The sequence below is a fragment of the Agrococcus sp. Marseille-P2731 genome, assembly GCF_900117395.1.
GTDB lineage: Bacteria > Actinomycetota > Actinomycetes > Actinomycetales > Microbacteriaceae > Agrococcus.
The window spans coordinates 263091-287452 of sequence record NZ_FPEG01000002.1; the positions used below are offsets into that span (position 1 = coordinate 263091).

At 74.1% G+C, this 24362-nt stretch carries 19 protein-coding genes and 1 pseudogene; 2 read left to right on the forward strand and 18 right to left on the reverse strand.

The window, feature by feature from the left end:
* Positions 1 to 64 precede the first annotated feature (64 nt).
* The gene (locus BQ6202_RS05170; protein ID WP_072313412.1) at positions 65 to 637 is read left to right on the forward strand and encodes a 4'-phosphopantetheinyl transferase family protein; all 573 of its coding nucleotides are present in this window, start codon (positions 65 to 67) and stop codon (positions 635 to 637) included.
* Positions 638 to 645: 8 nt separating this feature from the next.
* Here the strand turns inward: BQ6202_RS05170 and BQ6202_RS05175 are convergent, their stop codons facing one another.
* From BQ6202_RS05175 to BQ6202_RS05255, 18 genes and pseudogenes are all read right to left on the reverse strand, one after another.
* The gene (locus BQ6202_RS05175) at positions 646 to 2007 is read right to left on the reverse strand and encodes a M1 family metallopeptidase (protein WP_072313413.1); all 1362 of its coding nucleotides are present in this window, start codon (positions 2005 to 2007) and stop codon (positions 646 to 648) included.
* Positions 2004 to 5972 (reverse strand): Pls/PosA family non-ribosomal peptide synthetase, encoded by a 3969-nt coding sequence (locus tag BQ6202_RS05180; RefSeq protein ID WP_072313414.1) that lies wholly within the window; start codon positions 5970 to 5972, stop codon positions 2004 to 2006. The genes BQ6202_RS05175 and BQ6202_RS05180 overlap by 4 nt, the downstream gene beginning before the upstream one ends.
* A 103-nt stretch (positions 5973 to 6075) precedes the next feature.
* Positions 6076 to 7671: a sodium/proline symporter PutP gene (gene putP / locus BQ6202_RS05185; protein ID WP_072313415.1), complete on the reverse strand. Its 1596-nt coding sequence runs from the start codon at positions 7669 to 7671 to the stop codon at positions 6076 to 6078.
* A gap of 93 nt (positions 7672 to 7764) precedes the next feature.
* On the reverse strand, positions 7765 to 8439 hold the full coding sequence (locus BQ6202_RS05190) for a VOC family protein (protein WP_072313416.1): 675 nt from the start codon (positions 8437 to 8439) through the stop codon (positions 7765 to 7767).
* On the reverse strand, positions 8439 to 9035 hold the full coding sequence (locus BQ6202_RS05195) for an alkylhydroperoxidase domain protein (protein WP_072313417.1): 597 nt from the start codon (positions 9033 to 9035) through the stop codon (positions 8439 to 8441). The genes BQ6202_RS05190 and BQ6202_RS05195 overlap by 1 nt, the downstream gene beginning before the upstream one ends.
* Positions 9032 to 9661 (reverse strand): CMD domain protein, encoded by a 630-nt coding sequence (locus tag BQ6202_RS05200; protein WP_072313418.1) that lies wholly within the window; start codon positions 9659 to 9661, stop codon positions 9032 to 9034. The genes BQ6202_RS05195 and BQ6202_RS05200 overlap by 4 nt, the downstream gene beginning before the upstream one ends.
* Complete coding sequence (locus BQ6202_RS05205; RefSeq protein WP_072313419.1) at positions 9651 to 10694, reverse strand: LLM class flavin-dependent oxidoreductase; 1044 nt, start codon at positions 10692 to 10694, stop codon at positions 9651 to 9653. The genes BQ6202_RS05200 and BQ6202_RS05205 overlap by 11 nt, the downstream gene beginning before the upstream one ends.
* A complete protein-coding gene (locus tag BQ6202_RS05210) occupies positions 10694 to 12397 on the reverse strand; it encodes a dipeptide ABC transporter ATP-binding protein (RefSeq protein ID WP_072313420.1) in 1704 nt (567 codons plus the stop codon). Before BQ6202_RS05210 ends, BQ6202_RS05205 begins: the two co-directional genes overlap by 1 nt.
* Positions 12394 to 13245: an ABC transporter permease gene (locus tag BQ6202_RS05215; RefSeq protein ID WP_072313421.1), complete on the reverse strand. Its 852-nt coding sequence runs from the start codon at positions 13243 to 13245 to the stop codon at positions 12394 to 12396. Before BQ6202_RS05215 ends, BQ6202_RS05210 begins: the two co-directional genes overlap by 4 nt.
* Positions 13242 to 14183: an ABC transporter permease gene (locus tag BQ6202_RS05220; protein WP_072313422.1), complete on the reverse strand. Its 942-nt coding sequence runs from the start codon at positions 14181 to 14183 to the stop codon at positions 13242 to 13244. The genes BQ6202_RS05215 and BQ6202_RS05220 overlap by 4 nt, the downstream gene beginning before the upstream one ends.
* A gap of 1 nt (position 14184) precedes the next feature.
* Positions 14185 to 15840: a TIGR04028 family ABC transporter substrate-binding protein gene (locus tag BQ6202_RS05225; RefSeq protein WP_072313930.1), complete on the reverse strand. Its 1656-nt coding sequence runs from the start codon at positions 15838 to 15840 to the stop codon at positions 14185 to 14187.
* 83 nt (positions 15841 to 15923) lie between these two features.
* Entirely contained in the window at positions 15924 to 18197 is a 2274-nt protein-coding gene (gene metE / locus BQ6202_RS05230; protein WP_072313423.1) for a 5-methyltetrahydropteroyltriglutamate--homocysteine S-methyltransferase, read from the reverse strand.
* Complete coding sequence (locus BQ6202_RS05235) at positions 18194 to 19123, reverse strand: methylenetetrahydrofolate reductase (RefSeq protein WP_072313424.1); 930 nt, start codon at positions 19121 to 19123, stop codon at positions 18194 to 18196. Before BQ6202_RS05235 ends, metE begins: the two co-directional genes overlap by 4 nt.
* The gene (locus tag BQ6202_RS05240; RefSeq protein WP_072313425.1) at positions 19120 to 20409 is read right to left on the reverse strand and encodes an O-acetylhomoserine aminocarboxypropyltransferase/cysteine synthase family protein; all 1290 of its coding nucleotides are present in this window, start codon (positions 20407 to 20409) and stop codon (positions 19120 to 19122) included. The genes BQ6202_RS05235 and BQ6202_RS05240 overlap by 4 nt, the downstream gene beginning before the upstream one ends.
* Entirely contained in the window at positions 20406 to 21605 is a 1200-nt protein-coding gene (locus tag BQ6202_RS05245; protein ID WP_072313426.1) for a MalY/PatB family protein, read from the reverse strand. The genes BQ6202_RS05240 and BQ6202_RS05245 overlap by 4 nt, the downstream gene beginning before the upstream one ends.
* A gap of 120 nt (positions 21606 to 21725) precedes the next feature.
* A complete protein-coding gene (locus BQ6202_RS05250) occupies positions 21726 to 22202 on the reverse strand; it encodes a DUF6328 family protein (RefSeq protein WP_072313427.1) in 477 nt (158 codons plus the stop codon).
* Between the two features lie 40 nt (positions 22203 to 22242).
* Positions 22243 to 22500: a DUF7218 family protein gene (locus BQ6202_RS15000; protein ID WP_200792222.1), complete on the reverse strand. Its 258-nt coding sequence runs from the start codon at positions 22498 to 22500 to the stop codon at positions 22243 to 22245.
* A gap of 96 nt (positions 22501 to 22596) precedes the next feature.
* Positions 22597 to 23583, reverse strand: a pseudogene (locus BQ6202_RS05255) (DMT family transporter); the annotation flags it as partial.
* Between BQ6202_RS05255 and BQ6202_RS05260 the strand changes: the two are divergent.
* On the forward strand, positions 23575 to 24351 hold the full coding sequence (locus BQ6202_RS05260) for an EI24 domain-containing protein (protein WP_072313429.1): 777 nt from the start codon (positions 23575 to 23577) through the stop codon (positions 24349 to 24351). The pseudogene BQ6202_RS05255 and the gene BQ6202_RS05260 overlap by 9 nt on opposite strands.
* The last annotated feature ends 11 nt before the right edge of the window (positions 24352 to 24362 follow it).

The following is a 24362-nucleotide window of genomic DNA, read 5'->3' on the forward strand; positions in this document are numbered from 1 at the left end:
CTGTGGAGAACGTTGCGAAACCGATACCGGCGCCAGCGCGGCGGCCCGATGCCAGACTTGGCCCATGCGGGTGGCGGATGCGGTGGTCGCGCACGTGCGCGGAGACCGATCGGCGGCGCACGACGCGCTGCGCGCGATCGTCGCCCAGCTCGCGGGCGTCGACGACGCATCCGCCGTCGTCATCGCGCAGCGCTGCCCCGACTGCGGCGGCGCGCACGGGCGACCGGTCGTCATGGCGCCGGCGGCCGCGCGGGGCATCGGCGTCTCGCTCTCGCACGTCGGCCCTGCGAGCGGGGCGCGGCACGTGGTCGCGGCCGCGCGGGGGCTGCGCGTCGGCATCGACGCCGAGCCGCGCGAGGCGCCGGCAGCGCGCGTCGAAGCGCTGCGGGCGCTGCTCACCGGCCCCGCGGACCCGCTGCGCCGCTGGACCCAGGTCGAGGCGGTGCTGAAGGCGGACGGGCGGGGGCTGCGCGTCGACCCGGCCGCGGTGCTGCTCGAGTCGACCGGCGACGGCCTGACCGCATCCGCGCCCGGCAGCGCACGGCGCTACGCCGTGCACGACGTCGTGCTCGAGGGCGATGCGCTGGCCGAGGCCGGTCTGGTCGTCAGCCTGGCGCTCGAGGTGCAGCGCCGCTGAGCGCCCGGTCAGCGCGCGCGGCGCGCGCGCCGGCCGCCCGTGCGCGCGCCTGCGGCCGGCAGCGGCGGCAACGCGGTCTCGAGCAGCCAGGCGTCGAACAGCGCGTCGAGCGGCTCTGCGGCAACCTTGGCGGCGAGCGCGCGGAAGTCGGCGGTCGTCACGGTCGAGTGGGGGTGCAGCGCCGTCCAATCGTGGAGCAGCCCGAAGAACCGCACGTCGCCGAGCGTGAGCCGCAGCGCGTGCACGAGCAGCGCGCCCCGCTTGTACACGCGGTCGTCGAACATCAGCGTCGGGCCGGGGTCGCCGAGCACGAGGTCCTGCGGCAGGCGTCGCAGCCGCTGGTGGTGCTCGCGGGCGAGCGCATCGGTCGTCCCGGTGCCCGCGGCCTCTGCCCAGAGCCACTCGGCATAGCAGGCCAGGCCCTCGTTGAGCCAGATGTGCTGCCAGCCGGCCAGCCCCACGCTGTTGCCGAACCACTGGTGCGCGAGCTCGTGGGCGATGAGCCGCTCCTCGCCGCCCCTGCCGTCGATGAGGTTGGCGCCGAAGACGGCGCCAGCGAGCGACTCGAGCGGGATCTCGAGGTCGTCTGCCGTCACGACCACCGTGTAGTCGTCGAAGGGGTAGGGGCCGAAGCGCTCGACGAAGCAGGCGAGCATGCGCGGCAGCGGATCGAGGTCGGCGCGCACGCGGTGCTCGAGCGCCGCCGGGTAGTAGGCGATGACCGGCACCTGCGCGTCGGTCGTCGCGCTGCGCATGTAGCGGCCGATCTGCACGGTGGTCAGGTAGGTCGCGGCGGGCGTGCGGCACTCGAAGGTGCGGGTCTTGCGGCCCGACCGCGTCGACTCCTCGATGAGCGCTCCGGTCGCGACGACCCGGTAGCCCTGCTCGGTGGTGACGCGGATGCGGTAGGTCGCCTTGTCGCTCGGGCGGTCGTTGCAGGGGTACCAGGTGGGGGCGCCGGTCGGCTGCGAGGCGACGATGGCACCGTCCTCCAGCTCCTCCCAGCCGACGAGGCCCCAGGGCGTGCGGCGCGGCGCGGGGGTGCCGGCGTAGGCGATCTCGAGCTCGAACGCCTGGCCTGCCGCGATGGGAGCGGACGGGCGCACGACGAGCCTGCCGGGGCGCTGGGCGTGCGCGGTGCGCCGCTCGCCGTCGAGCGAGACCTTGCTGACGCGCAGGCCGACGAGGTCGAGCGAGATCTCGGTGAGCTCGTGCGCGGCCCGGCCCGAGATGCGCGCGACGGCGTCGAGGCGGTTGCTCGCCATGCGGTACTGCAGCTCGAGGTCGTAGTGCCGGGCGCTCCAGGCGAGGTCGCCGGAGCCGGGTGCGTAGGGCTCGCCACCGCGGGGCGCGCCCTTCGACGGGCTCACGTGCTCACCGCGTGGTAGTCGGCGACGGTGACCTCGCGCCACGGGCCGATCGGGTTGCCGCTCCACCGGCTGCGGTCGGGGACGAGCTCGCCGCGCATCACGAGCGACGCCGGGCCGACGGTCGCGTGCTCGCCGATGCGCGCTGCCGGCAGGATCACGCTGTGCGGCCCGAGGGTCGCGCCGCGCTCGAGCTCGACCGTGTCGATCGACATGATGCGGTCGTGGAAGAGGTGGGTCTGCACGACGCAGCCGCGGTTCACGGCGGATGCGTCGGCGAGCGTCACGAGGTCGGCCTCCGGCAGCCAGTAGCTCTCGCACCAGACGCCGTGGCCGATGCGCGCGCCGAGGCTGCGCAGCCACCAGACGAGCGCGGGCGTGCCGGCCGCCGACTGCGCGAACCACGGGGCCGCGACCATCTCGGTGAAGGTGTCCGCGACTTCGCTCCGCCACACGAACGAGGACCACAGCGGTGTGTCGCCCGCCTTGATGCGGCCGATCAGCAGCCACTTCGCGGCCGTGCTGATGCCGGCGGCGATGGCGCCGGCGCCGAGCATCACGACGCCGCTCAGGAGCACCGCTGCCAGGCCGCCCCAGGCATCCACGATCCAGAGCAGCGCGCCCATCACGCCGATGCCGATGCCGACGGTGACGAGCACGGGCACGATGCGGCCGAGCTCCCACAGGGCGCGGGCGATGCGCAGCCACGGCGAGGGGGCGTAGGTGCGCGCCGCGTCGACCTCGACCGGCGTGCGGCGCAGGCGCACGGGGGGCGAGCCCAGCCACGACGAGCCCTTCTTCGCCTTCCGCGGCGCTGCCGAGAGCACCGCGACGAGCGCGTCGTTCGGGATGCGGTTGCCGGCGCTGGCCATGCCGGAGTTGCCGAGGAAGGCGCGCTCGCCGATCTCGGCGTGGGCGATGCGCACCCATCCGCCGCCGAGCTCGTAGGAGGCGACCAGTGTGTCGTCGGCGAGGAACGCGCCGGTGTGGACCGTCGTCATCTTCGGGATGAGCAGCACGGTCGAGATCTCGGCGTCGCGCCCGACGCGGGCGCCGAGCAGGCGCAGCCACGCCGGTGTCGCGAGCGAGGCGTAGAGCGGGAACAGGATCGTGCGCGAGAGGTCGAGCAGGCGCTCGGTCGCCCACACGCGCCAGCCGCTCGCGCTGTGCACCGGGAAGACGCCGGCGGTCAGGCCGACCGCGAGCAGCCGCACGACGAGCACGATGAGCCCGGCGAGCACGACGCCCGCGACGAGCGTCGCCGGCACGAGCGCAGCGAGCGAGCGCAGCGCTGCCTCGCCCAGGTCGTCGGCTCCGCGGATGCCGGCGGCGAGCACCGCGGCGCCCGCGAGCAGCGCGAGCAGGGGGATGAGCGAGAGCGCGATCGCGGAGAGCCCGTAGGCCCAGGCCCACTGCCTCGAGCGCGCCGGGCGCTCCTCAGGCCACCACGACCTCGCCGAGCCGACGCGGCGGGCGGGGGAGCCGGACCAGCGCTCACCGGAGCGCACGCGCCCGAAGACGGCAGAGCCGGGCTCGACCACGGCGCCCTTGCCGATGCGGGTGCCGGGCGCGAGCGTCGAGCGCGCCCCGACGGCGCTGCGGGCGCCGATGCGGATCGCGCCGACGCGCACGAGGTCGCCGTCGATCCAGTAGCCGGTGAGGTCGACCTCCGGCTCGATCGAGGCGCCCCGACCGACGCGCAGCATGCCGGTCACGGGCGGCACCGAGTGCAGGTCGACGTCGTCGCCGATGCGTGCGCCGAGCGCCCTGGCGTAGAGGGTGACCCAAGGCGCGCCCGCCAGGCTGACGGCGCCCGCCTGCTGCGCGACCTGCTCGGCGAGCCACAGCCGCAGGTGCACGCTGCCGCCGCGCGGGTAGTCGCCCGCCTGCAGGCCGGCGAGCAGCGTGCGGGCGGCGACGACGGCGATCGCCATCCGGCCGAAGGGTGTCGCGAAGAGCGCGAGGCCGGCGACGAGCACGAGCGGATGCGCGCTCGGCAGCGCGTCGAAGCCGCTCCACGCCTGCAGCAGCGTCGAGGCGGTGAGCGCCGCGAGCAGCCAGCGCATGCCGCTCAGGATGAACAGCGGCACGCCGAGCAGCGTCTGGATCCACTGCGTGTTGCGCGGCGTGCGCACGATCTCGTGCGTCGATGCCAGGCCGCGCGCGGCGGTCGTGGTCCGTGCCGCGAGCGCTGCCGCCATGGCGCCCAGGCGCGGGTAGGCGTAGATGTCGGCGACCGTGAACTCCGGGTCGCGCTGGCGGATGCGCGTCACGAGCTGCGCCGCGGCGAGCGAGCCGCCGCCGAGGGCGAAGAAGTCGTCGTCCTCGTCCGTGGCCGGGAGCCCGAGCACCGCCTGCCAGTCGGCGGCGAGCGACGTCAGCCCCGGGGCGCCGGAGTCGTCGTCGAACGCGCCCTGCTCCTCGAGCGGCCACGGCAGCGCCCGCTTGTCGACCTTGCCGGAGGTGCGCACCGGCAGCTCCGGCAGCAGCGCGAGCACGGGCACGATCGCGGCGGGCAGCGCCTCGCGTAGCCGCTCGTTCGCCGCCTGGCGGTCGAACCCGGCCACGTCGCAGCCGAGGTATCCCACCAGCACCTGGTTGCCCGCATCCGTCTGCTGCACGACGACGGCCGCAGCCCGCACGCCCGGCAGCGCGCTCAGCGCCGCCTCGATCTCGCCCAGCTCGATGCGGCGCCCGCCGACCTTCACCTGGTCGTCGGCGCGGCCGGCGAAGAAGAGGCCGTCGCGATCGAAGCGCACCAGGTCGCCGGAGCGATACGCGCGCTGCCAGCCGAGGGAGGGGAGCGGGGCGTACTTCTCGGCGTCCTTCGCGGGATCCAGGTAGCGCGCGAGCCCGACGCCGCCGATGATGAGCTCGCCCGTCTCGCCGTCGGCGACGGGCGCGCCGGCTTGGTCGACCACGGCGAGGTCCCAGCCGTCGAGCGGCAGACCGATGCGCACGGGCTCGCCGGGCACGAGCCGCGCAGCGCACGCGACGACGGTCGCCTCGGTCGGGCCGTAGGTGTTCCAGACCTCGCGGCCCTCGGTCGCGAGCCGCTCGACGAGCTCCGGCGGGCACGCCTCGCCGCCGAAGATCAGCAGCCGCACGTTCTCGAGCGAGGACGCGGGCCAGAGCGACGCGAGGGTCGGCACGGTCGAGACGATGGTGATGCCGCGCAGCGTCAGCCACGGACCGAGGTCCATGCCGCTGCGCACGAGCGATCGGGGCGCGGGCACGAGGCACGCGCCGTGCGCCCAGGCGAGCCACATCTCCTCGCAGGAGGCGTCGAAGGCGACCGAGAGCCCGGCGAGCACCCGGTCGCCCGGGCCGATCGGCTCGTCCTGCAGGAAGACGCGGGACTCGGCGTCGACGAACGCGGCGGCCGAGCGGTGGCTGACGGCGACGCCCTTCGGCGTGCCCGTCGAGCCGGAGGTGAAGATGACCCAGGCATCGTCGTCGGGCGTCGGCTGGGTCGGGATCGGCAGCCCCGCGGTGCTCGGATGCGCGGGAGCGCCCTCGAAGAGCGCGGTCGCGGGGGCGTCGTGGTCGTGCGCCCCTCCGCCGGCGGGCAGTGCGGCCGGGGCATAGCGGCCGCCGGCGGTCACGACGCCGCGCACGCGCGCCTCCCCGAAGACGAGCTGCGCGCGCTCCTCCGGGTCGTCCGCGTCGACGGGCACGTAGGCGGCGCCCGCTGCCATGATGCCCAGGATCGCGATGTACAGCTCCCGGGTGCCGGAGGGCATCCGCACCCCGACGCGGTCGCCGCGGCGGACGCCCTCGAGCGAGAGGCGGGCTGCGGTGCGGATCACGGCGGCCATGAGCTCGCGGTAGGAGAGGGCGCCTTCGGCGTCCTCGAGCGCAGAGGCATCCGGATGCGCGAGCACGCTCGTGCGCAGCACGTCGAGCAGCGTCCGCGGCGGCGGCGCCAGGTGCCCTCGTGCCAGGACCCCCACTGTGGTCTCGCTCACGTCGCCCCCCTGGGTTCCTGCACGCGCAGAGGCGCCGCGAACCTCGAGGGTATCGCGGCGCCTCCTGGCTGCCGGCGAACGGCAGGCGTCGATCAGATGAAGATCAGGGCACGTCTGAGCGGTCGGCAGCGCTCGCGGGCGCGCCGGTCGCGTCGGCGTCCGCGTCGCTCGCGCCGCGCGAGGTGCTCTGGGTGACGATCGCGCCAGTGCGGGTGAACTCCTCGTCGACGCCGGCGACGTCGTCAGCGGTGCCGTTCTTCAGGGTGACGAGGCTGACGACCACCGCGACGATCAGGTTGAAGAGGAAGCCGGGCAGGATCTCGTAGAGCGTGAAGAACTCGATGCCCGTGCCCTTCTCGATCGCGTCCCAGATGAAGACGGTCGCCGCGCCGACGATCATGCCGGCCAGCGCACCCCAGTTGGTGAGCTTGCGCCAGTAGAGGCTCAGCAGCACGATCGGCCCGAACGCGGCGCCGAAGCCCGCCCAGGCGAAGCCGACGAGGCCGAGGATCGTGCCGGACCGGTCGAGCGCGATGATGCCGGCGACGAGGGCGACGAGCAGCACGCAGCCGCGGCCCAGCAGCACGAGCACGCGCTGCGAGGGCTTGCCCTTCGAGAACACCTGGTAGAGGTCCTCGACGAGCGCCGAAGAGGTCACGATGAGCTGGCTCGAGAGCGTCGACATGATCGCCGCGAGCACGGCCGCGAGCACGAGGCCGGCGACGAAGGGGTGCAGGAGCGCCTGCGACATCGCGAGCACGACGGTCTCGGGGTTGATGTCGAGCGTGCCCGCCTGCTGCATGTAGGCGATGCCGATGAAGCCGGAGGAGACCGCGCCGATGAGGGAGACGATCATCCACGAGATGCCGATGCGACGAGCGGGCTTCGCCGCCGCCACGCTCTTGAGCGCCATGAAGCGCACGATGATGTGCGGCTGGCCGACGTAGCCCAGGCCCCACGCGAGCGAGGAGACGATGCCGAGGATGACGAGGCCGTTCAGGTCGGCCGGGAAGAGCCCGGTGAGCTCGACGCCCGAGTCGGCGATGCCGTCCTGCACGCCCTGCAGGCCGCCGACCGTGAAGAACGCGATGACCGGCACCGTGATCAGCGCGATCAGCATGATCATGCCTTGCACCACATCGGTGAGCGATGCGCCGAGGAAGCCGCCGAAGAGCGTGTAGAGCAGCGTGACGCCGGCGACGAGCACCATGCCCCAGACGTAGTTGAAGCCGTAGGACGACTCGAAGAAGACGCCGCCGGCGACCATCCCGGAGGAGACGTAGAACGTGAAGAAGATGAGGATGATGAGCGCCGAGACGATGCGCAGCAGGCGCGAGCGGTCGCGGGTGCGGTTCTCGAAGAAGCTCGGGATGGTGATCGAGTTGTTCGACACCTCCGTGTAGGCACGCAGTCGCGGGGCGACGAGCTTCCAGTTGAGGTAGGCGCCGATCGTCAGGCCGATGGCGATCCACCCCTCGATGAGCCCGGCGGCGTAGATGGCGCCCGGCAGACCCATGAGCAGCCAGCCCGACATGTCGGAGGCGCCGGCGGAGAGCGCGGCCGTGAAGGGGCTCAGCTCGCGCCCCGCGAGCATGTAGTCCTCGTGGCTCTTGGTCTTGCGCGCGGCGTAGACGCCGATCGCGATCATGGCCGCGAAGTAGAGGCCGATGGCCAGCAGCTGGAATGTGATGTCGGACATCGGTGACTCCTCAGGTTCGACTGATGCCCAGCCTACTCAGGGCAGAACCACAGCGCGATCTGGGCGAGTCACGATCAGGCATCGATCGCGCCGTCAGCGGATGACGATCGTGCCCTCGCCGACCGCCACCTCGAGCTCGAATCCGTCGGCCTCGGAGCCGACGACCTGCAGCGCACCGCTCCCGTCGCCCACCTCGATGCCGAGCGCCGCGAAGCGCGCCGCCTCCGCCGCGGGGTCGCGCGCCAGGCGCCGCAGGGCGACGAGCTCGATGGTCGGCAGTGCCGCCTCGAGCGCCGGATGCGGCGTGGCGCCCCAGTCGATCAGGAACGGCGGGCGGCGCTCGTCCTCGGGCAGCGCGAGGCGCCACGCGAGCTCGCGCCCGTCTGGCGTCGCGCGCGAGAGCGGCTCGGGATCGCCGTAGGCGAAGCCGGCGGCGCGGGCGTCGACGACCGCTGCTTCCAGCGACGCCGGTGCGATGGCGAAGCTGACGACCTGCGAGTCGACGCCCTCGGCCGCGAGGCGATCGATGCCGAACCTCGGCACCTCGTCCGCCGAGAAGCCCGCCTCGGCGTCAGGCCCGATGAGCTCGAGGTACTGGCGCGTTCGGGCGCCACGGTGCGTGAGCGCGACCAGGGCGTTCGCGGTGCCGGTCGGGTGCCTGCCGCCCGCCGCGGCGCGCACGCCGGTCGCCCGCTCGAAGCCGTCGACGATCGCGCCGAGCTCCGGCCCGGCGAGCACGACGTGGTCGAGCACCGTCGGCACGCCCATCAGACCACCTCCGGCTCGCCGAGCGACAGCATCAGCCGATTCGCCCAGTTGAAGAACGCGGCGCCGCTGAGCTGGTCGACGATGGCGGCGTCGTCGAGGCCCGCCGCGCGGAGGCGCTCGACGTGCTCCGCGCCGAACGACGACGGCGTCGTCGTCAGCGCGGCCGAGGCATCCGCGATCGCGTCCCAGCGCTCGTCGACGCGAGCGCCGACGCCCTCGTCGAGCAGGCGCTGCACATCCTCGGTGCGACCCGACAGCCGCGACGCCGCTCGCGCGTGCACGGAGGCGCAGAAGACGCAGCCGTTGACGCGGGAGGTCGCGGTGGCCGAGAGCTCGCGCTCCCAGCGGGGCAGCCCGCCGTGCTCGTTGCCGAAGATGTCGAGATCGGTGAGCGTGCGCGCACGCAGCGCCTCCGGGTCGCGCGCGAGCAGCCGGAAGTAGGGGCTCGCAGCCCTCCCGGGCTCGACGAGCGCCTCGCGCTGCGCCTCCGTGAGGTCGCGCTCTGCGACGGGCGGCGCCCACGGCACCCAGCCGAGGCCTCGCTGCGTGAACGCGTCGGGGCGGCGGAGGTCCGGGTGGTCGGTGATGTGCGTCATGCGGTGGCTTCTGCGGATGCGCGGGTGGCCAGCTGGGCGCCCGCGGGCGTCGCCGCGAGCACGCGGAGCCCGTGCACGAGCCGCAGCTGGAAGGAGAGGAAGGCGACGAGCTGGCTGAGCGACACGATCGCGTCGGCACCCCAGCCGGCCGCGACGAGCGCGCGCAGCGCTTCGGGCCGGGCGTCGCGCGGGTGCAGCACCAGCAGGTGCGCGTGCTCGAGCGCCGCGGCGAGCCGGGGACCGATGACGCCGCGCTCGATCGCGGCCGCGGGGCCGGCGACCGCCTCGCTGCGCAGTGCGCTCTCGCGGTAGTCGCCGTAGGGTCCGGATGCGCGGCCCGCCTCGGCCGCACGGCGCACGGCCGCGACGAGCCCGGGCTCGGCCTCGTCGGCGAGCAGCTCGAGGTAGAAGGCCGCGGCGCGCGAGCGCTCGTCGTGCAGCAGCGCGGCGTAGGCCGCGACCGCGTAGCGGTCGACCAGCCGCAGCTCGCCCGGCTGCGCAGGCTCGAGCAGGGCCAGGAAGCTCTGCTGCGCGTGCTCCCTGGCGTCGGGGCGCGCCCTGCGGATCGCGTCCAGCGGGGAGCCCGCGGCGATCTCGGCGAGATGGTCGATGACGTCACGCGACATGGCGTGCCTCCTCGGTGGTGCGCGCGCGGCCTGGGGCTCCGACGCGCCAGCCGAGCGCCGGCGCGACCTCCGTGGCGAAGAGCTCGAGCGAGCGGTGGGTGATGGATGCGGCGGGGTCGACCGAGTGCGCTTGGATCGAGACCTCGGTGGCGCCGGCGGCGATCACGTCGGCGGCGAGCGACTCGGCGACCTCCTCGGCGGTGCCGAGGTGCGTCTCGCTGCGCACGAGCAGCTCGTCGAGCGGGAGGGAGCCGGGTGCGATGCGGTGCAGCTGCTCGATCTGCCGGCCGATGCCCGCCTCGGCGCGCGCCCGCACGGCGCGCCGGTCGGCGCGGTCGACGACCACGACGCTGCGCGAGGCGAGGATGCGCGGCGCGACGCCCGCGGGGAGCGCCTCGAGGTAGGCGTCGACGAGCGGGCGCTGCACCTCCCACACGCGCGGTGGCACCTCGCCGACATGGCCGGCGGGGACCGGCTGCACGCGCGAGAGCATCAGGCCGTCCCCCTGCGCGCCGATCGCCCTCGCGCCCTCGGGTGAGAAGGTCGCCTGCCAGATCCGGCGCTCGAGCCCCGCGGACGGCGGCGGGTAGATCGCGACATCCGCCGTGCCCGCGAGCAGCGAGCGCAGCCGCACGAGCTTGGCGTCGTAGATCGCCCTGCGGTGCTCGGGATCCTCGCCGAAGGCGCTGAGCGTGTGCGGACTGCCGCCCGTGCCGAGCCCGAGCTGCGCGCGGCCACCGGAGATCGCGTCGAGGACCGCGGCATCCTCGGCCGCCCGCGCCGGATGCTCGTGGGCGAGGGTGAGGATCGCGGTGCCGAGCCCGATGCTCGACGTGCGCGCGGCCGCTGCCGCGAGCAGCACGAAGGGCGACGGCAGGCCGCCCTCGGCGCCGTCGAGGTGGTGCTGCGCCACCCACGCCGACGAGAAGCCGAGCCGCTCGGCGAGCTCGATCTGTCCGAGCGCGATGCGGTAGCGCTCCGCGGCATCCGCATCGTCGAGCACGCGGGTGAAGAATCCGATCGTCGGCGCCATCACGCCACCTCCAGCTGCCCGGTGAGGGTTGCCCGAGCGTGCTGGCCGCGGCGGGCGTCCCGCAGCCACTCGGGTGCCGGCACTGCGTCGAGCAGCGCCTGCGTGTCGTCGTGCTGGGGGCTCGAGAGCACCTGCTGCGCCGTGCCCGTCTCGATCGCGCGGCCGCGGCGCAGCACCGTGACGGTGTCGGCGATGCGGCGCACGACCGCGAGGTCGTGGGTGATGAACAGGTAGGTGAGGCCGAGCTCGCGCTGCAGGTGCTCGAGCAGGTCGAGGATCTGCGACTGCACCGTGACGTCGAGGGCGGAGACCGCCTCGTCGAGCACGACGACCTCCGGCTCGATGATGAGCGCCCTGGCGATCGCGACGCGCTGCCGCTGCCCGCCGGAGAGCTCGCGCGGCAGCCGGTCGGCCATCTCGGCGGGCAGGGCGACCTGCCCGAGAGCCGCGGTGACGCGCTGCGCGAGCGCGGCGCGCGCTCGCACGCCGCCGTGGCCGGCCGGCAGGTTCTGCAGCGGCTCGCCGATCGTCTGCCCGATCGTGCGCCGTGGGTCGAGTGCGGCATAGGGGTTCTGCGAGACGAGCTGCACGGCTCGTCGCAGCCGTCGGCTGCCGCGCTCGGCGAGCACGTCGAGGTCGCCGATCCGGATGGTGCCGGCCGTGGGCGCGTGGAAGCCTGCGAGCGCTCGGCCGATCGTCGTCTTGCCGGAGCCCGACTCGCCGACGAGGGCGTGCGTGGTGCCGCGCGCGATCCGCAGCCCGACCTCGTCGACCGCGCGGAGCGCATCCGCACCCCTGCCCGCCCCGCCTGCCCTGCCCGCCGAGCGCGCGCCGTACTCGTGCACGAGGCCGTCGATCGTCACGAGCGGCTCGGTCGCCACGAGCGGCACCCGCGGCGAGGCGTCGGAGAGCGCCGGCGCATCGGCGAGCAGCACTGCCGTGCAGTCGCTCTGCGGGTCCCGGAGGACGGCACGCGTGTCGCCGTGCTCCTCGAGCCGGCCCGCGCGGAGCACCGCGATGCGGTCGGCGCGCTCGGCGGCGACCGCCAGGTCGTGGGTGATGAGCAGCACGCTCGAGCCCAGCTCGCCGCGCAGCTCGTCGAGCAGGTCGAGGATGCGCCGCTGGACGGTGACGTCGAGGGCGCTGGTCGGCTCGTCGGCGATGATCAGGTCGGGCTCGAGCGCCACGGCTGCCGCGATGAGCGCGCGCTGCCGCATGCCGCCGGAGAGCTCGTGCGGGTACTGCGTCGCGCGCAGCTCGGGGTCGTCGAGCCCGACGCGCTCGAGCAGCTCGACGACGCGACGCCGGATCGCCTCCCTCGTGCCCCAGCGGTGGATGCGCAGGGGCGCGGCGACCGATGCGCCGATCGTCTGCACGGGATTGAGCGAGGTGCCCGGGTCCTGCGGCACGAGCGCGATGCGTGCGCCGCGGAGCTGCTGGAGCGCGCGCGGTGGCAGGCTCGTCACATCCACCGGGCCACCCGCCAGGTGCAGCCGCACGGCGCCGCGCTCGACGCGCCCGCCGCTCGGCAGCAGACCGATCGCCGCTTGCCCGATGGTGGTCTTGCCAGAGCCTGACTCGCCGACGAGCGCCAGCACCTCGCCGCGCTGCAGCTCGAGGCTGACGCCGTGCACCGCCGTGCGCGGCCGGCCGCGCGTGCGGTAGGAGACCGCCAGGTCGTCGATCGTGAGCAGGGCGCTCATGCTGTTGCCTCTCTGATCGCTGCCGCGACGCGATTGGCCGACAGGACGACGGCCGCGACGACGAGCCCCGGCAGGGTGGTGAGCCACCAGGCGGTGGCGACGTAGTCGCGGCTCTCCGCGATGAGGAGGCCCCACTCAGGCGTGGGCGGCGGCGCGCCGTAGCCGAGGAAGCCGAGGGTCGCGATCTGCAGGATCGCGCTGCCGAGCTGCAGCGCCGCGAGCGCGAGCACCGCGCCGAGCGAGTTGGGCAGCACGTGGCGCCACAGCACTGCGAGGAACGAGCCGCCGGAGCCGAACGCGGCCTCGACGTAGTCGCTGCGGCGCACCCGCACGACCTGCGAGCGCGCGAGCCGGGCGAAGACCGCGATGGAGGTGACCCCCACGGCGATGGCGGCGTTCCAGACCCCGAAGCCCAGCAGCACGATGACGCTGAGCGACAGGAGCAGGCCGGGGATGGCGAGCAGCACGTCGACGACGCGCATCAGCGCCTCCTCGACGACGCCGCCGACCGATCCCGCGAGCACGCCGATGCCCGTGCCGGCCACGAGCCCCACGAGCACCGCGACCGCGGCGCCGGAGAGCGAGTTGCCGGCGCCGAAGATGACGCGCGCGAGCACGTCGCGACCCGTTGCGTCGGTGCCGAAGGGATGTGCGGCGCTCGGCGCCTGCAGGGCATCGAGGGCGACGCCGGCGACCGGGTCCTGGGCGGTGAACAGCCACGGCACGATCGCCCACGCGAGCGCGACGACGAGGACCGCGACCGCGAGCACGAGGGTGAGGGCCGGCAGCCGCCGCGCGGGCGTCGCGTCGACGCGGCGGGGGAGCAGGGCGGAGGTGATGGCGCTCATGCGCGCACCGCCCTGCGCAGGCGCGGATCGATGGCCGGCGCGACGAGGTCGACGATCAGGTTGATGGCGACGAAGCCGATCGCCGAGACGACGACGATGGCCTGCAGCACCGGGATGTCGCGGGTGGCGACGGCCTCCTGCGTGAGCCTGCCGAGACCGCTGCGGGCGAACACCGTCTCCGTCACGACCGCTCCCGCGATCAGCTCGCCGAAGAGCACGCCGGCGATCGTCAGGGTCGGCAGCAGCGCGTTGCGCGCGACCTCCCTGGGCAGCAGCCACGCCGTGCCCGCGCCGCGCGACCGCGCGACCGCGATGAAGGGCTCCGCGACCACGTCGTCGATGCTGCGGATGAGCACCTGGGCGAGCGGCGCGGCGATCGGCACAGCGATGGTGAGCACCGGCAGCACCAGCGCCTCCGCCGGGCTCGCGCTGATGACCGGCACGAGTCCGAGCTGGAAGGAGACGACCTGCAGCAGCACGATGCCGAGCCAGAACACCGGGATCGAGACGAACAGCGGCGGCAGCGAGCGGAACGCGCGCCGCAGCCACTCGGCGCCGCCGAAGGTCGCCACGACCGCGATCCCGACGGCGAGCAGCGCGGCCGTGACGAGGCCGAGCGAGGCGAGCGTGAGCGTCGAGGGCAGCGCCGTGACGATGAGCGCCTCGACGTCGGCGCCGCTCTGCAGCGAGGTGCCGAGGTCACCCGTCAGGAAGCCTGCCGCCGACTGCCACAGCTGCAGCCACACGGGCTGGTCGGCACCGTACGCCGCGCGCAGCTCCTCGAGCTGGGCGGCGCTCAGCCCGAGCTCGGGGCTGGCGTAGCGGGCGACGATGGCGTCGCCAGGCAGCGCCTGCAGCAGCAGGAACGCGAGCACGAAGGTCGCGACCACGACGAGCGCCGCCTGGCCCGTGCGCCGGAGGGGGTAGGGGAGCGCCACGTCAGTCCTCGAGCCAGACGCCCGCGAAGCTCGGGCGGCCGACCGACTCGGTCTCGAAGCCGTGCACGACCGGCTGCAGGCCGTAGACCTGGGGCTCCTCGAAGAGCGGCAGCACGTAGGCCTGCTCGGTCAGGTGCGCCTGCACCGCGGCGGAGGCTGTCACGCGCCCCTCGGCGGTGGGCTCGGAGGCGACCTGCTGCAGCAGCGCCTCGAGCTCGGCGTCGATCGGCTCGCCGTCGGCATCGCGGTTGGCGAGCGTGTTGCGGTTGTCGATCGAGTACTGGCTCTTGATGACGTCGAAGTCGGCTCGGCCGACCATCGAGTGGTAGATCTGGATCTGCTCGATGTCGCTGGAGGCAGCCGTCTGCGCGGCCTGGTCGCCCTGGAACAGCTCGAGCTCGACGCCGATCTCGCGCAGCTGCTGCGAGATGAGCGTGATTACGTCGCGCGAGCGCGGCTGCGGCAGCGCCTCGTTGACGACCAGGTGCAGCCGCTCGCCGTCGCGCGTGCGGATGCCGTCGGAGCCGAGCGTCCAGCCCGCCTCGTCGAGCAGCGCGTTCGCCCGCTCGCGGTCGACGGCATACGCATCCGCCTGCTCCTCGTAGCCGAGCGCCGTGCGGCTGAGCGACGAGGTCGCGAGCGGGTACTCCGCCGAGAAGATCGAGTCGACGACCTCCTGGCGGTCGATGCCGGCGATGATCGCCTGCCGCACTCGGATGTCGGACAGCAGCGGGTGGTCGAAGCGGAGGCTCAGGCCGTTGTTCACGCCGTTGGTCTGGGCCGCGACGACCTCGAGGCCCGCCGCGGTGACCTGCGCCTCGTGCTGCGGCTCCACCTGCCGGGCGATGTGCGCCTGGCCAGAGGTGAGCGAGCCGATCCGCACGCTGTCCTCGGGGGCGATCACGACGTCGACGGCGTCGACGAGCGGCCTGCCCTGGTGCGCGGCGGAGGGCGGCGCCCAGTCGTAGTCCTCCCGCGCCGCCAGTCGGATGCTGGTCCCGAGCTGCTCGGACGCCACGGTGAACGGTCCAGCGCCGATGATCCGCTGGGCGTTCCCGGGGCCGAAGCCCTCGCTGTCGAGCTCGAGCGACGCATCCGCCAGCAGCCCCGAGTTGATGGTCGAGACCGCCTGCGCGAAGCCGGGAGCCGGGGCGCTGAAGTGGAAGCGCACCGTGTCGTCGTCGACGACCTCGCCGCGCTCGTAGTTGTTGATGGCCTCGCTGACGATCAGCGCCCGATCGGTGTCGCCCTGCCCGAAGAGGTCGAGGTTGGCGACGACGTTCTCGGCGGTGAGCGGCGTGCCGTCGGAGTAGGTGACGTCGGTGCGGAGGTCGAAGGTGTACTCGGTCGCGTCCTCGTTCACCTCCGGCAGCGCGGTGGCGAGCCACGGCTCGAGCTCGAGCGTCTCCGGGTCCTGGTGCAGCAGCCGTGCCGTCAGGTTGTTGACGAGCGCACCGTTCGGGTAGAAGCCGGCGCTCGGCGGGTAGAGCGAGGTGTAGGCCTGGTGCTCGAGGTAGGTGAGGGTGCCGCCGGCCGTCGGGCCGTCGCTGCCGGGCTGCGGCGCGCTCGCCTCGCTCGCCGAGCACGCGGTGAGCGCGATGGCGGATGCGAGGGCGAGCGCGAGCGCTGCCCGGTGCCGGTGGGTGGTGCGGTTCACGATGGCCTCCATAAGTTGTGCTTGGTGCTGCTCTTAGCCAAGCCGATGGAGTCCGTGGCCGCACGCTCCGGTGCAACACGGCGTCACACGCGCGCGAGGGCCTCCCGCGCCCGACGCGCAGCCTGCACCAGGCCACGCAGGCTCGCGACGGTCTCGTCGTAGCCGCGGGTCTTCAGGCCGCAGTCCGGGTTCACCCAGAGCAGCCCGTCGGGGATGCCCTCGGTCGCCGTGCGCAGGAGGCGATCGAGCTCCTCCGCGGCGGGCACGCGGGGCGAGTGGATGTCGTAGACGCCCGGCCCGATGCCCCGACCGAAGCCGTGGTCGACCAGCGCGCCGACCACCTCCATGCCCGAGCGCGCGGCCTCGATGCTCGTGACGTCGGCGTCGAGGCCGTCGATCGCGTCGACGACCGTGTTGAACTCGGAGTAGCAGAGGTGCGTGTGGATCTGCGTCTCGGGCCGCGCGCCAGCCGTCGCGAGCCGGAAGGCGCGCACCGACCAGTCGAGGTAGTCGGGCCTCGCCTCGCGCCGCAGCGGCAGCAGCTCGCGCAGCGCCGGCTCGTCCACCTGCACGATGCGGATGCCTGCCGCCTCGAGATCGGCGATCTCGTCGGCGAGCGCGAGCGCCACCTGGTCCGCCGTCTCCCCGAGCGGCTGGTCGTCGCGCACGAACGACCAGGCGAGGATCGTCACGGGGCCGGTGAGCATGCCCTTCACGACGCGGTCGGTGAGCGACTGCGCGTAGGCGATCCACTCGACGGTGAACGCCGCTGCTCGGGACACGTCGCCCCACAGGATCGAGGGGCGAGTCGCGCGCGAGCCGTAGGACTGGACCCATCCGTGCTGCGTCGCCGCGAAGCCCTCGAAGTGCTCGGCGAAGTACTGCACCATGTCGTTGCGCTCCGGCTCTCCGTGCACGAGCACGTCGAGCCCGAGCTCCTCCTGCAGCTCGATGACGCGGCGCACCTCGGCCCGCAGCGTGTCGCGGTACTCCGCAGCCCCGAGCTCGCCCCTCGCGTGACGCGCACGCGCGGCGCGGATCTCGCTCGTCTGCGGGAACGATCCGATCGTCGTGGTGGGCAGCGGTGACAGGCCGAGCGCCTCCTGCTGCACGGGCGCGCGCTGCGCGTAGGCCGCGCGTTCGCGCGCGTCGGCGGGCAGGGAGGCCAGTCGCTGCCGCACCGAGCCATCGCGCACGCCGGGCGCGGCGGCGCGATCCAGCACCGCGCTGCGGGCGGCCCCGAAGGCCGCCTCGTCGACCGTGCCGGCGAGCGCGGCGGCGAGCACCACGACCTCCTGCACCTTCTGATCGGCGAAGGCCAGCCAGGATCGAAGCCTCGGCGGCAGCGACCCCTCAGCGCCCAGGTCGTGCGGCACGTGCAGGAGCCCGGTGCTCGTCGCGACCGAGACGGGCCCGCGGGTCGCGAGCTCCTGCAGCTGCTCGAGGGCGGCGTCGAGGTCGGTGCGCCAGACGTTGCGCCCGTGCACGACACCGGCGATGAGCGGCGTCGCCGCGGTGTCGGGCGCCGCGCCCCGGACCAGGTCGACCGCGAGCGCGTCGACGGCGTCGGCCAGCGGCTCGACGCGGCCCGCGGCATCCCCGTGGCCGACGTGCAGCAGCACGGAGAGCCCCGCGGCGCGGACCGCCTCGGCACCGGCGCGCGCGACCGCCTGCAGCTCCTCCAGGCTCGCGCTGTCGAGGTCGGCGATCAGCGCAGGCTCGTCGAGCTGCACCCAGGTGGCCCCCGCCTCCGCGAGCGCCTCCGCGAGCGCGCGGTAGGCGGGCACGAGCCGGTCGGCGAGGTCGATGGGACGGATCCCCGTCGCCTTCGCGAGCGCGAGGTACGTCGCGGGGCCCACGACGACCGGGCGCCCGTGCACGCCTGCCTGCCGAGCCTCGATGAAGCGGTCGACGATGCGGCGGTCTGCGAGCGCGAACATCGACTCGGCGTCGAGCTCCGGCACCAGGTAGTGGTAGTTCGAGTCGAGCCACTTCGTCATCTCGAGGGGGGCGTCGTCAGCGTCACCGCGGGCGAGCAGCCACTCGCCGGCCAGGCCCTCGGGCAGCCGCCCACGGAGCCGCGGCGGGACGGCGCCGAAGGTGAGCGTGGCGTCGAGCACGTGGTCGTAGTGGGCGGCCTCCACCGGGATCGACGCGTCGTCGGCGCGCAGCCCGAGCGACCGCAGCCGCTCGAGGTCCTCGAGGCGGTTCGCGGCGGCAGCGGAGTGGAAGGCCGCGTCGTCGAGCGTGCCGCGCCAATGCGCCTCGAGGGCTCGCTTGAGCTGGCGGTGACGGCCGATGCGCGGGTAGCCGAGGATGGTGCCGCCCGGGAAGGGCTGCGGAGTCGTGCTGGTCATGATGCTCCTGTCGTTGCGGTGCTGCTGAGGGGCAGTGCGCCGACGCCCTCCAGGACGTCGATCGCCGGTCGGTGGTCGTTGAAGGTGTAGAGGTGCACGCCCGGCGGGTCGTGCTCCGCGAGGGCCGTGATGAGCGCGACCGCCGCGTCGACGCCGATGCGCACCGCATCCTCCGGCTCCGCGCGCTCCAGCCGCTCCGCGAGCACGCGCGGCAGGCCCTCGCCGGCGAGCTCCGCCGAGCGCACGAGCCGCCGGTGCGAGGTCGGGATGGTGACGCCGGGCACGATCGGGATCGTGACGCCCCTCGCGCGGGCGAGCTCGACGAAGCGGGCGTAGTCGTAGGGATCGAAGAAGAGCTGCGTGATGGCCATCGTCGCGCCCGCGGCCTGCTTCGCGAGCAGCGCGTCGATGTCCGAGCGGTGCACCCCCGCACCGGGGTGACCGTTCGGGAATGCCGCGACGGCGACCTCGGTGGCCGCGCGCCGTGCAGACAGGGAGGATGCGCGCAGCCCCGGCAGCCGCACCTCTGCGTAGGGCACGCGCTCGGACTCGATGCGCTGGATGAGCTGCACGAGCTCGGAGGCCGACTGCAGCGAGGTGCGCGGCATGGGGGCGCCGTCGCGCGGCGGGTCGCCGCGCAGCGCCAGGAAGCGCGTGACGCCCGCGTCGAGGAACTGCCGCACGAGCGTGGCGGTCTCGGCCACGCCGAGCCCCGTGCAGGTCAGGTGCGCCATCGGGTTCGCGCCGCCGTCGAGCAGGCGCTGCAGCACGGCGAGCGAGTGCCGAGAGGTGGAGCCGCCGGCGCCGAAGGTGACCGAGACGAACTCGGGCGCGAGCGCGACGAAGGCGTCGACCGCAGCGTCCACGCGCTGCGACGCGGCGGGATCCCGCGGCGGGAACAGCTCGAACGAGTAGCGCAGGCTCATGCCGGGACCCCCTCGAGGGCCTGCACGAGATCGGCCACGATGTCCTCGGCGCGCTCGAGGCCCACCGAGATGCGCACGAGCCCCGGCGTGATGCCGAGCTCGCGCCGCTCGGCCTCCTCGAGCTTGCCGTGGATGGTGCTGCCGCTGTGGATCGCGAGCGTGCGCACATCGCCGATGTGCGTCATCTGGCTCACGAGCCGCAGCCCGTCCAGGAAGGCGCGCGCCGCCTCCACCCCGCCCGCGAGCTCGATCGAGACGATCGAGCCCGCGCCGTCGGGCAGCAGCCGCGCCACGACGGCCGCCTGCCCGTCGTCGACGCCGGGGTAGTGCAGGCGGGCGACGGCGGGGTGCGAGCGCAGCGCCGTCGCGACCGCGAGGGCGTTGGCGACGTGCCGCTCCATGCGCAGCGAGAGCGTCTCGATCCCGTGCAGCAGCAGGAAGGCGCTCGTGGCGGGGAAGCTCGGGCCCTGCTCGAGGACGACGACCGAGCGCAGGTAGGCGACGTAGGCGGCACGACCGAAGCGCTCGGCGAACGACGGTGCGCCGTGCGGCCGCGCGGTGTGCAGGTGCGGGAAGCGCTCGGGCGCCGCCGACCAGTCGAAGGTGCCGCCGTCGACCACGGCGCCGCCGATGACCGAGCCGTGGCCGCTGAGCCACTTCGACGTCGAGTGGATGACGACGGCGGCGCCGTGCTCGAAGGGGCGGCAGAGGAACGGGGTCGCCACGGTGTTGTCGACGACGAGCGGCACGCCCGTGCGCCGCGACACGCGACCGAGCAGCGCGAGGTCGGCCACCTCACCGAGCGGGTTCGCGATCGACTCCGCGTAGATCGCGCGAGTCTCCGGTCGCACCGCGGCGATCCAGGTCTCCTCGTCGGCGCCGAGCGCGACCGCCTCGAACGCGATGCCCTGGCGCCGCAGCACGCCGCGCATCATCTCGCGCGTGCCCTCGTAGAGCCGGTCGGTCGTGAGCACGTGGTCGCCGGCCTGGGCGAGCGCGGCGAGCGCCGCCGCGATGGCGGCCTGCCCGCTCGCCACCAGCACGCCGTCGATGCCGCCCTCCAGATCGGCGATGCGCTGCGCCGCCACGACGTTCGTCGGGTTGTCGTTGCGGGAGTAGGCGCGCTGCGCGCTGCGCCCCGCGAACCGCTCCGCCCCGTCGTCGAAGCTGTCGAAGACGTAGCCGGCGCTCTGGTAGATCGGCGTGACGCGGGCGCCGGCCTCCGCGTCGACGATCGCGCCGGCGTGGATCTGCCGGGTCTCGAAGGCCCACGCGCGCTCGCTCATCGGCCGGCTCCTGCTGCGATGGGCGACAGCGCCGACGCGATGCGGTCGACCGCCTCCTCGAGCACGGGCGCGGGGGTGGCGAACACGAGGCGGACGTGCTGCTCGAAGCCGACGCCGCACCGAGCGCCGTCGGTGAGGGTGACGCCAGCGCGCTCGCGCAGCAGGGTCGCGGGGGCGTCGGTGCCGAGCGCGAGCTCGTGCAGGTCGAGCCACGCGAGGTACGTCGCCTCGGGCGGGTGCCAGCGCACCCCGGGCAGCCGCTCCGCGAGCAGCGCGCCGAGCAGGTCGCGGTTGCGCTCCAGGTAGGCGCACACCTCGCGCAGCCACGGCCCGCCCTCTCGGTAGGCGGCGGTCGAGGCGATGACGCCGAGCGTCGAGGCGCCGTGCACGACTGCGAAGCCGAAGCGCTCGTAGACGGCCTGGTCGGCCGCGTTCGAGGTGATGAGCTGCGCGGCCTTGAGCCCGGGGATGTTCCAGGCCTTGGAGGCGCTCGTGCCGGTGATCGCATGGTCAGCGGCGGCGGGCGAGACGGAGGCGTAGGGCACGTGCTCGCGGCCGTCGAAGCGGATGGAGGCGTGGATCTCGTCGGCGAAGACACGCGCGCCGTGCCGGTCGACGAGCTCGGCGATCTGCTCGAGCTCTGCGCGCGGCAGCACGGTGCCGGTCGGGTTGTGCGGGTTGCACAGCACGAGCGTTCGCGCTCCGGCGGCGAACGCGCGGTCGATGCCGTCCAGGTCGTGCTGCCACCGACCGTCCACCACGACGCCGGGCACCTCCACGGCCTCGCGACCGAGGGTCTGCAGGTAGGTGAGGAAGGGCATGTAGGCGGGCGTGGGCACGATGACGGCCGAGCCCGCCGGGGAGTACTCCTCGACGGCGACGCCGAGCGCGGCCATCACGTCGGAGACCGCGTGCACCCGCTCGGGGTCGACGTGCCAGCCGAACTGCTCGGCCTGCCAGTCGGCAGTCGCCTCGCCGAGCGCCGCGGCGGTCGCGGGGGAGAGGTAGCCGAGCACGTCGTCGTCGATCGCGCGCCGCAGCGCCTCGCGCACGGGCGGCGCGGTGCCGAAGTCCATCTCCGCCACCCATGCCCCGATCGTCCCGGGGTGCAGGCTCCACTTGCGGCTCGAGGGCCGCTCGAGGTCGACCGTGCTGATCCCGTCCCACGCGTGCTCGCCGCGACAGTGCGCCGTCATCGAAGCCCCCCATCTGTGCCCTCGCCTCAGCGTCGCACCGGGGTGGCGCCGGCGACCAGGCCGCCGGTAACGCGGCGACACACGGGGGAGCAGCGCGGCGCGGGGGCCGGGGTCAGGGCCTCAGTCGTCGTGCCCGGCGCGGCGCAGGCTCCAGGCCAGCGACCACAGCGCCGCCACGACCAGGAGCGTCCCGCCCGCGGCCCACGTGCCGGCCGTCAGACCGACGACCACCTCGAAGATGAAGGCGGTCACCCCGACGACGAGCGCCGAGACGACCACGAGGGTCGCGAGCAGGAAGCGGTTGCCGACCTGCACGACGTCGGCCTTCATGCGCCGCGCGAAGTGGAGGCGGTGCACCACCACGGGCGTCATGCCCAGCAGGGTCGCGAGCGCCGCGATCGCCACGAGCACCAGGTAGTGGGCGACCTCGACAGAGTCGAGCTCGGCGAAGCCGCTCTGGAACGCGACCGCCAGGAGGAAGCCGGAGATCAGCTGGGTGCCAGTGAGCACCACCCGGAGCTCCTGGAGGATGTCGGCGAAGTTGCGATCGGCTCGCTCCTCCGGCGTCTCGTCGCGCCCGCGCGTCGCATCCGGCACCCGGGCCCCCTTCCACCGCCTTCGTCGGCGGCTCTCGGCGTCAGTGGTCGCGGAGCCTGTCGATCAGCTCATCCTTCTTGAGCTTCGAGTAGCCCTCGAGGCCGAGCTCCTTCGCCCGCTGCCGCAGCTCGTCGACGGTGCGATCCTCGTAGGACTCCGCGTCGCCGCCGCGCTCGCCCACGTCGGAGCGCCCGTCGCGAGCCGCGGCGTTCGCGATCCTCGCCGACTTCTCCTTCGAGTTGCCCTCGTCGCGCAGCTTCTCGTAGAGCTCCTCGTCCTTGATGCGCGGGTTCGGCATCCTCGCCTCCTTCGTCGTGATCGTCGTCAGCCTCGTGGATCCGACCGTACTCCGCGATCGTCGCCCGTCAAGCGGTCGGCGCACAGAGAGCAGACCGATGCCGGCGGCGACGATCGCGAGGCCCAGCCAACCGATCGGGCCAGGGCGCTCGCCCACGATGAGCACCGCGAGCACGGTAGCGACGACCGGTTCGAGCAGCGCGATCGTGGTGGCGGTGGAGGAGGCGAGCACGCGCAGCCCGTAGCCGAACAGGAGGTAGGCGAGCGCCATCGGCACGAGCCCCAGGTAGCCGATCGTCGCGAGCCCGGCGGGGGAGACGAGCGGGCCGAGCCCGACGACCGCGAGGCCGAGGAGGCACACGAGCCCACCCACGAGGAACAGCGCGCCCATCGCGCCGGAGGAGGGAGCGCCGCGGGCGATGAGCCGCGCCCCGGCGTAGGCGTAGAGCGCGTAGCCGAACCCGGCCACGAGCGCGAGCGCGACGCCGACGGGCGCGAGCGACGCATCCGCCACCGCGCCCGTGGCCCCGTCGGCACCGTGGCCGCCGCCCGCAGCGAGCAGCACGATGCCGATCGACGCCACACCCGTCGCGATCGCCCAGCGCAGGTCGGGCCGGCGCCGCTCGATGATCCACTCGAGCAGCGCGGCGAAGATCGGTCCGGAGCCGAGCGCCACGACGTTGCCGACCGCGACGCCGGCGAGCGCCATCGAGGGGTAGTAGGACGCCGGGTAGAGCACCACGCCGACCGCGCCGGCGAGCACCCATCCGAGGTGGCGGCGCTCGCGCAGCACGGCCAGCACGCGCCGCGCAGAGATCGCTCCGAGCACGAGCCCGCCGATGCCGAAGGTCGCGAGGCCGATCGCGAGCGGATCAGCGCCTGCCGGCGCGAAGTGGGCGACGGTGCCCGTCGTGCCCCAGAGCACGGCGGCGAGCAGCACCGCGATCGCGTGCGCCGGGCGCGCAGCTGCTGGCTGGGCGGAGGCGGGCACCTGGCGATCGTATCGACGCGGATCGTGTCGGGCGCCCGGCAGCCCGCTCGCCGAGCGTGCGGGCAGTCGTGCCAGCATGGGCGCATGCGGCATCGGATCTCTGAGCTCTTCGCGGGCGCTGCCCTGCTCCTGCGCGGCTTCGGCACGTGGGCGACGAGCCCCGGGCTCATGGCGCTCGGGGCGGTGCCGGCGCTCATCGTCGGCAGCCTCATGCTCGCGCTCGTGATCTTCCTCAGCTTCCAGGTGGGCGGATGGGCTGCCTGGCTCACGCCCTTCGCCGACAGCTGGGGAGCGGTGTGGGCAGAGCTGCTGCGCGGCGCGCTCGCGCTCGGGCTCATCGTCGGCGTGGTCGTGCTGTGCGTGCTGACCTTCGCTGCGGTCACGCTCGCGGTCGGCGACCCCTTCTACGAGCGCATCTCGCGCGCGGTCGAGCAGCGCCTCGGCGGCCTCGAGCCTGCCGCGGAGCGCGGCTTCTGGGCGTCGCTCGGCAAGGGCCTGCGCGATGCCGTCGTGCTGATCGGCATGGCGATCGGCACGGGCCTCGTGGTCTTCGTCGTCGGCCTCGTCCCGGTGGTGGGCACCGTCCTCGGCCTCGTGCTCGGCGCGTTCCTCGGCGGCCGAGCGCTCGCCAGGGAGCTCACCGGCTACGCGGGCGACGCCAGGGGCCTGACGCTCGAGGAGCGGCGCGAGCTGCTGCGCACGCGCTCCTGGCGCTCGCTGGGCTTCGGCATGGTCGCCTACCTGCTGCTGCTCGTGCCGGGCGTCGCCGTCGTGGCGACGCCGGTCGCCGTGGTGGGCGCGACGCTGCTGGTGCGCGACCTGCGCGGCGAGCCGACGACCGCCCCGCAGGCCGCGTCGTAGGCTGGGGGCTC

Bases quoted from the DNA above. Each gene is read 5' to 3' on its own strand.
- BQ6202_RS05235 (WP_072313424.1), bottom strand. From the start codon at position 19,123: ATGAGCCTGCGCTACTCGTTCGAGCTGTTCCCGCCGCGGGATCCCGCC.
- BQ6202_RS05170 (WP_072313412.1), top strand. From the start codon at position 65: ATGCGGGTGGCGGATGCGGTGGTCGCGCACGTGCGCGGAGACCGATCG.
- BQ6202_RS05210 (WP_072313420.1), bottom strand. From the start codon at position 12,397: ATGAGCGCCCTGCTCACGATCGACGACCTGGCGGTCTCCTACCGCACG.
- BQ6202_RS05195 (WP_072313417.1), bottom strand. From the start codon at position 9,035: ATGACGCACATCACCGACCACCCGGACCTCCGCCGCCCCGACGCGTTC.
- BQ6202_RS05245 (WP_072313426.1), bottom strand. From the start codon at position 21,605: ATGACGGCGCACTGTCGCGGCGAGCACGCGTGGGACGGGATCAGCACG.
- putP (WP_072313415.1), bottom strand. From the start codon at position 7,671: ATGTCCGACATCACATTCCAGCTGCTGGCCATCGGCCTCTACTTCGCG.
- BQ6202_RS15000 (WP_200792222.1), bottom strand. From the start codon at position 22,500: ATGCCGAACCCGCGCATCAAGGACGAGGAGCTCTACGAGAAGCTGCGC.
- BQ6202_RS05190 (WP_072313416.1), bottom strand. From the start codon at position 8,439: ATGGGCGTGCCGACGGTGCTCGACCACGTCGTGCTCGCCGGGCCGGAG.
- BQ6202_RS05260 (WP_072313429.1), top strand. From the start codon at position 23,575: ATGCGGCATCGGATCTCTGAGCTCTTCGCGGGCGCTGCCCTGCTCCTG.
- metE (WP_072313423.1), bottom strand. From the start codon at position 18,197: ATGACCAGCACGACTCCGCAGCCCTTCCCGGGCGGCACCATCCTCGGC.
- BQ6202_RS05240 (WP_072313425.1), bottom strand. From the start codon at position 20,409: ATGAGCGAGCGCGCGTGGGCCTTCGAGACCCGGCAGATCCACGCCGGC.
- BQ6202_RS05200 (WP_072313418.1), bottom strand. From the start codon at position 9,661: ATGTCGCGTGACGTCATCGACCATCTCGCCGAGATCGCCGCGGGCTCC.
- BQ6202_RS05205 (WP_072313419.1), bottom strand. From the start codon at position 10,694: ATGGCGCCGACGATCGGATTCTTCACCCGCGTGCTCGACGATGCGGAT.
- BQ6202_RS05215 (WP_072313421.1), bottom strand. From the start codon at position 13,245: ATGAGCGCCATCACCTCCGCCCTGCTCCCCCGCCGCGTCGACGCGACG.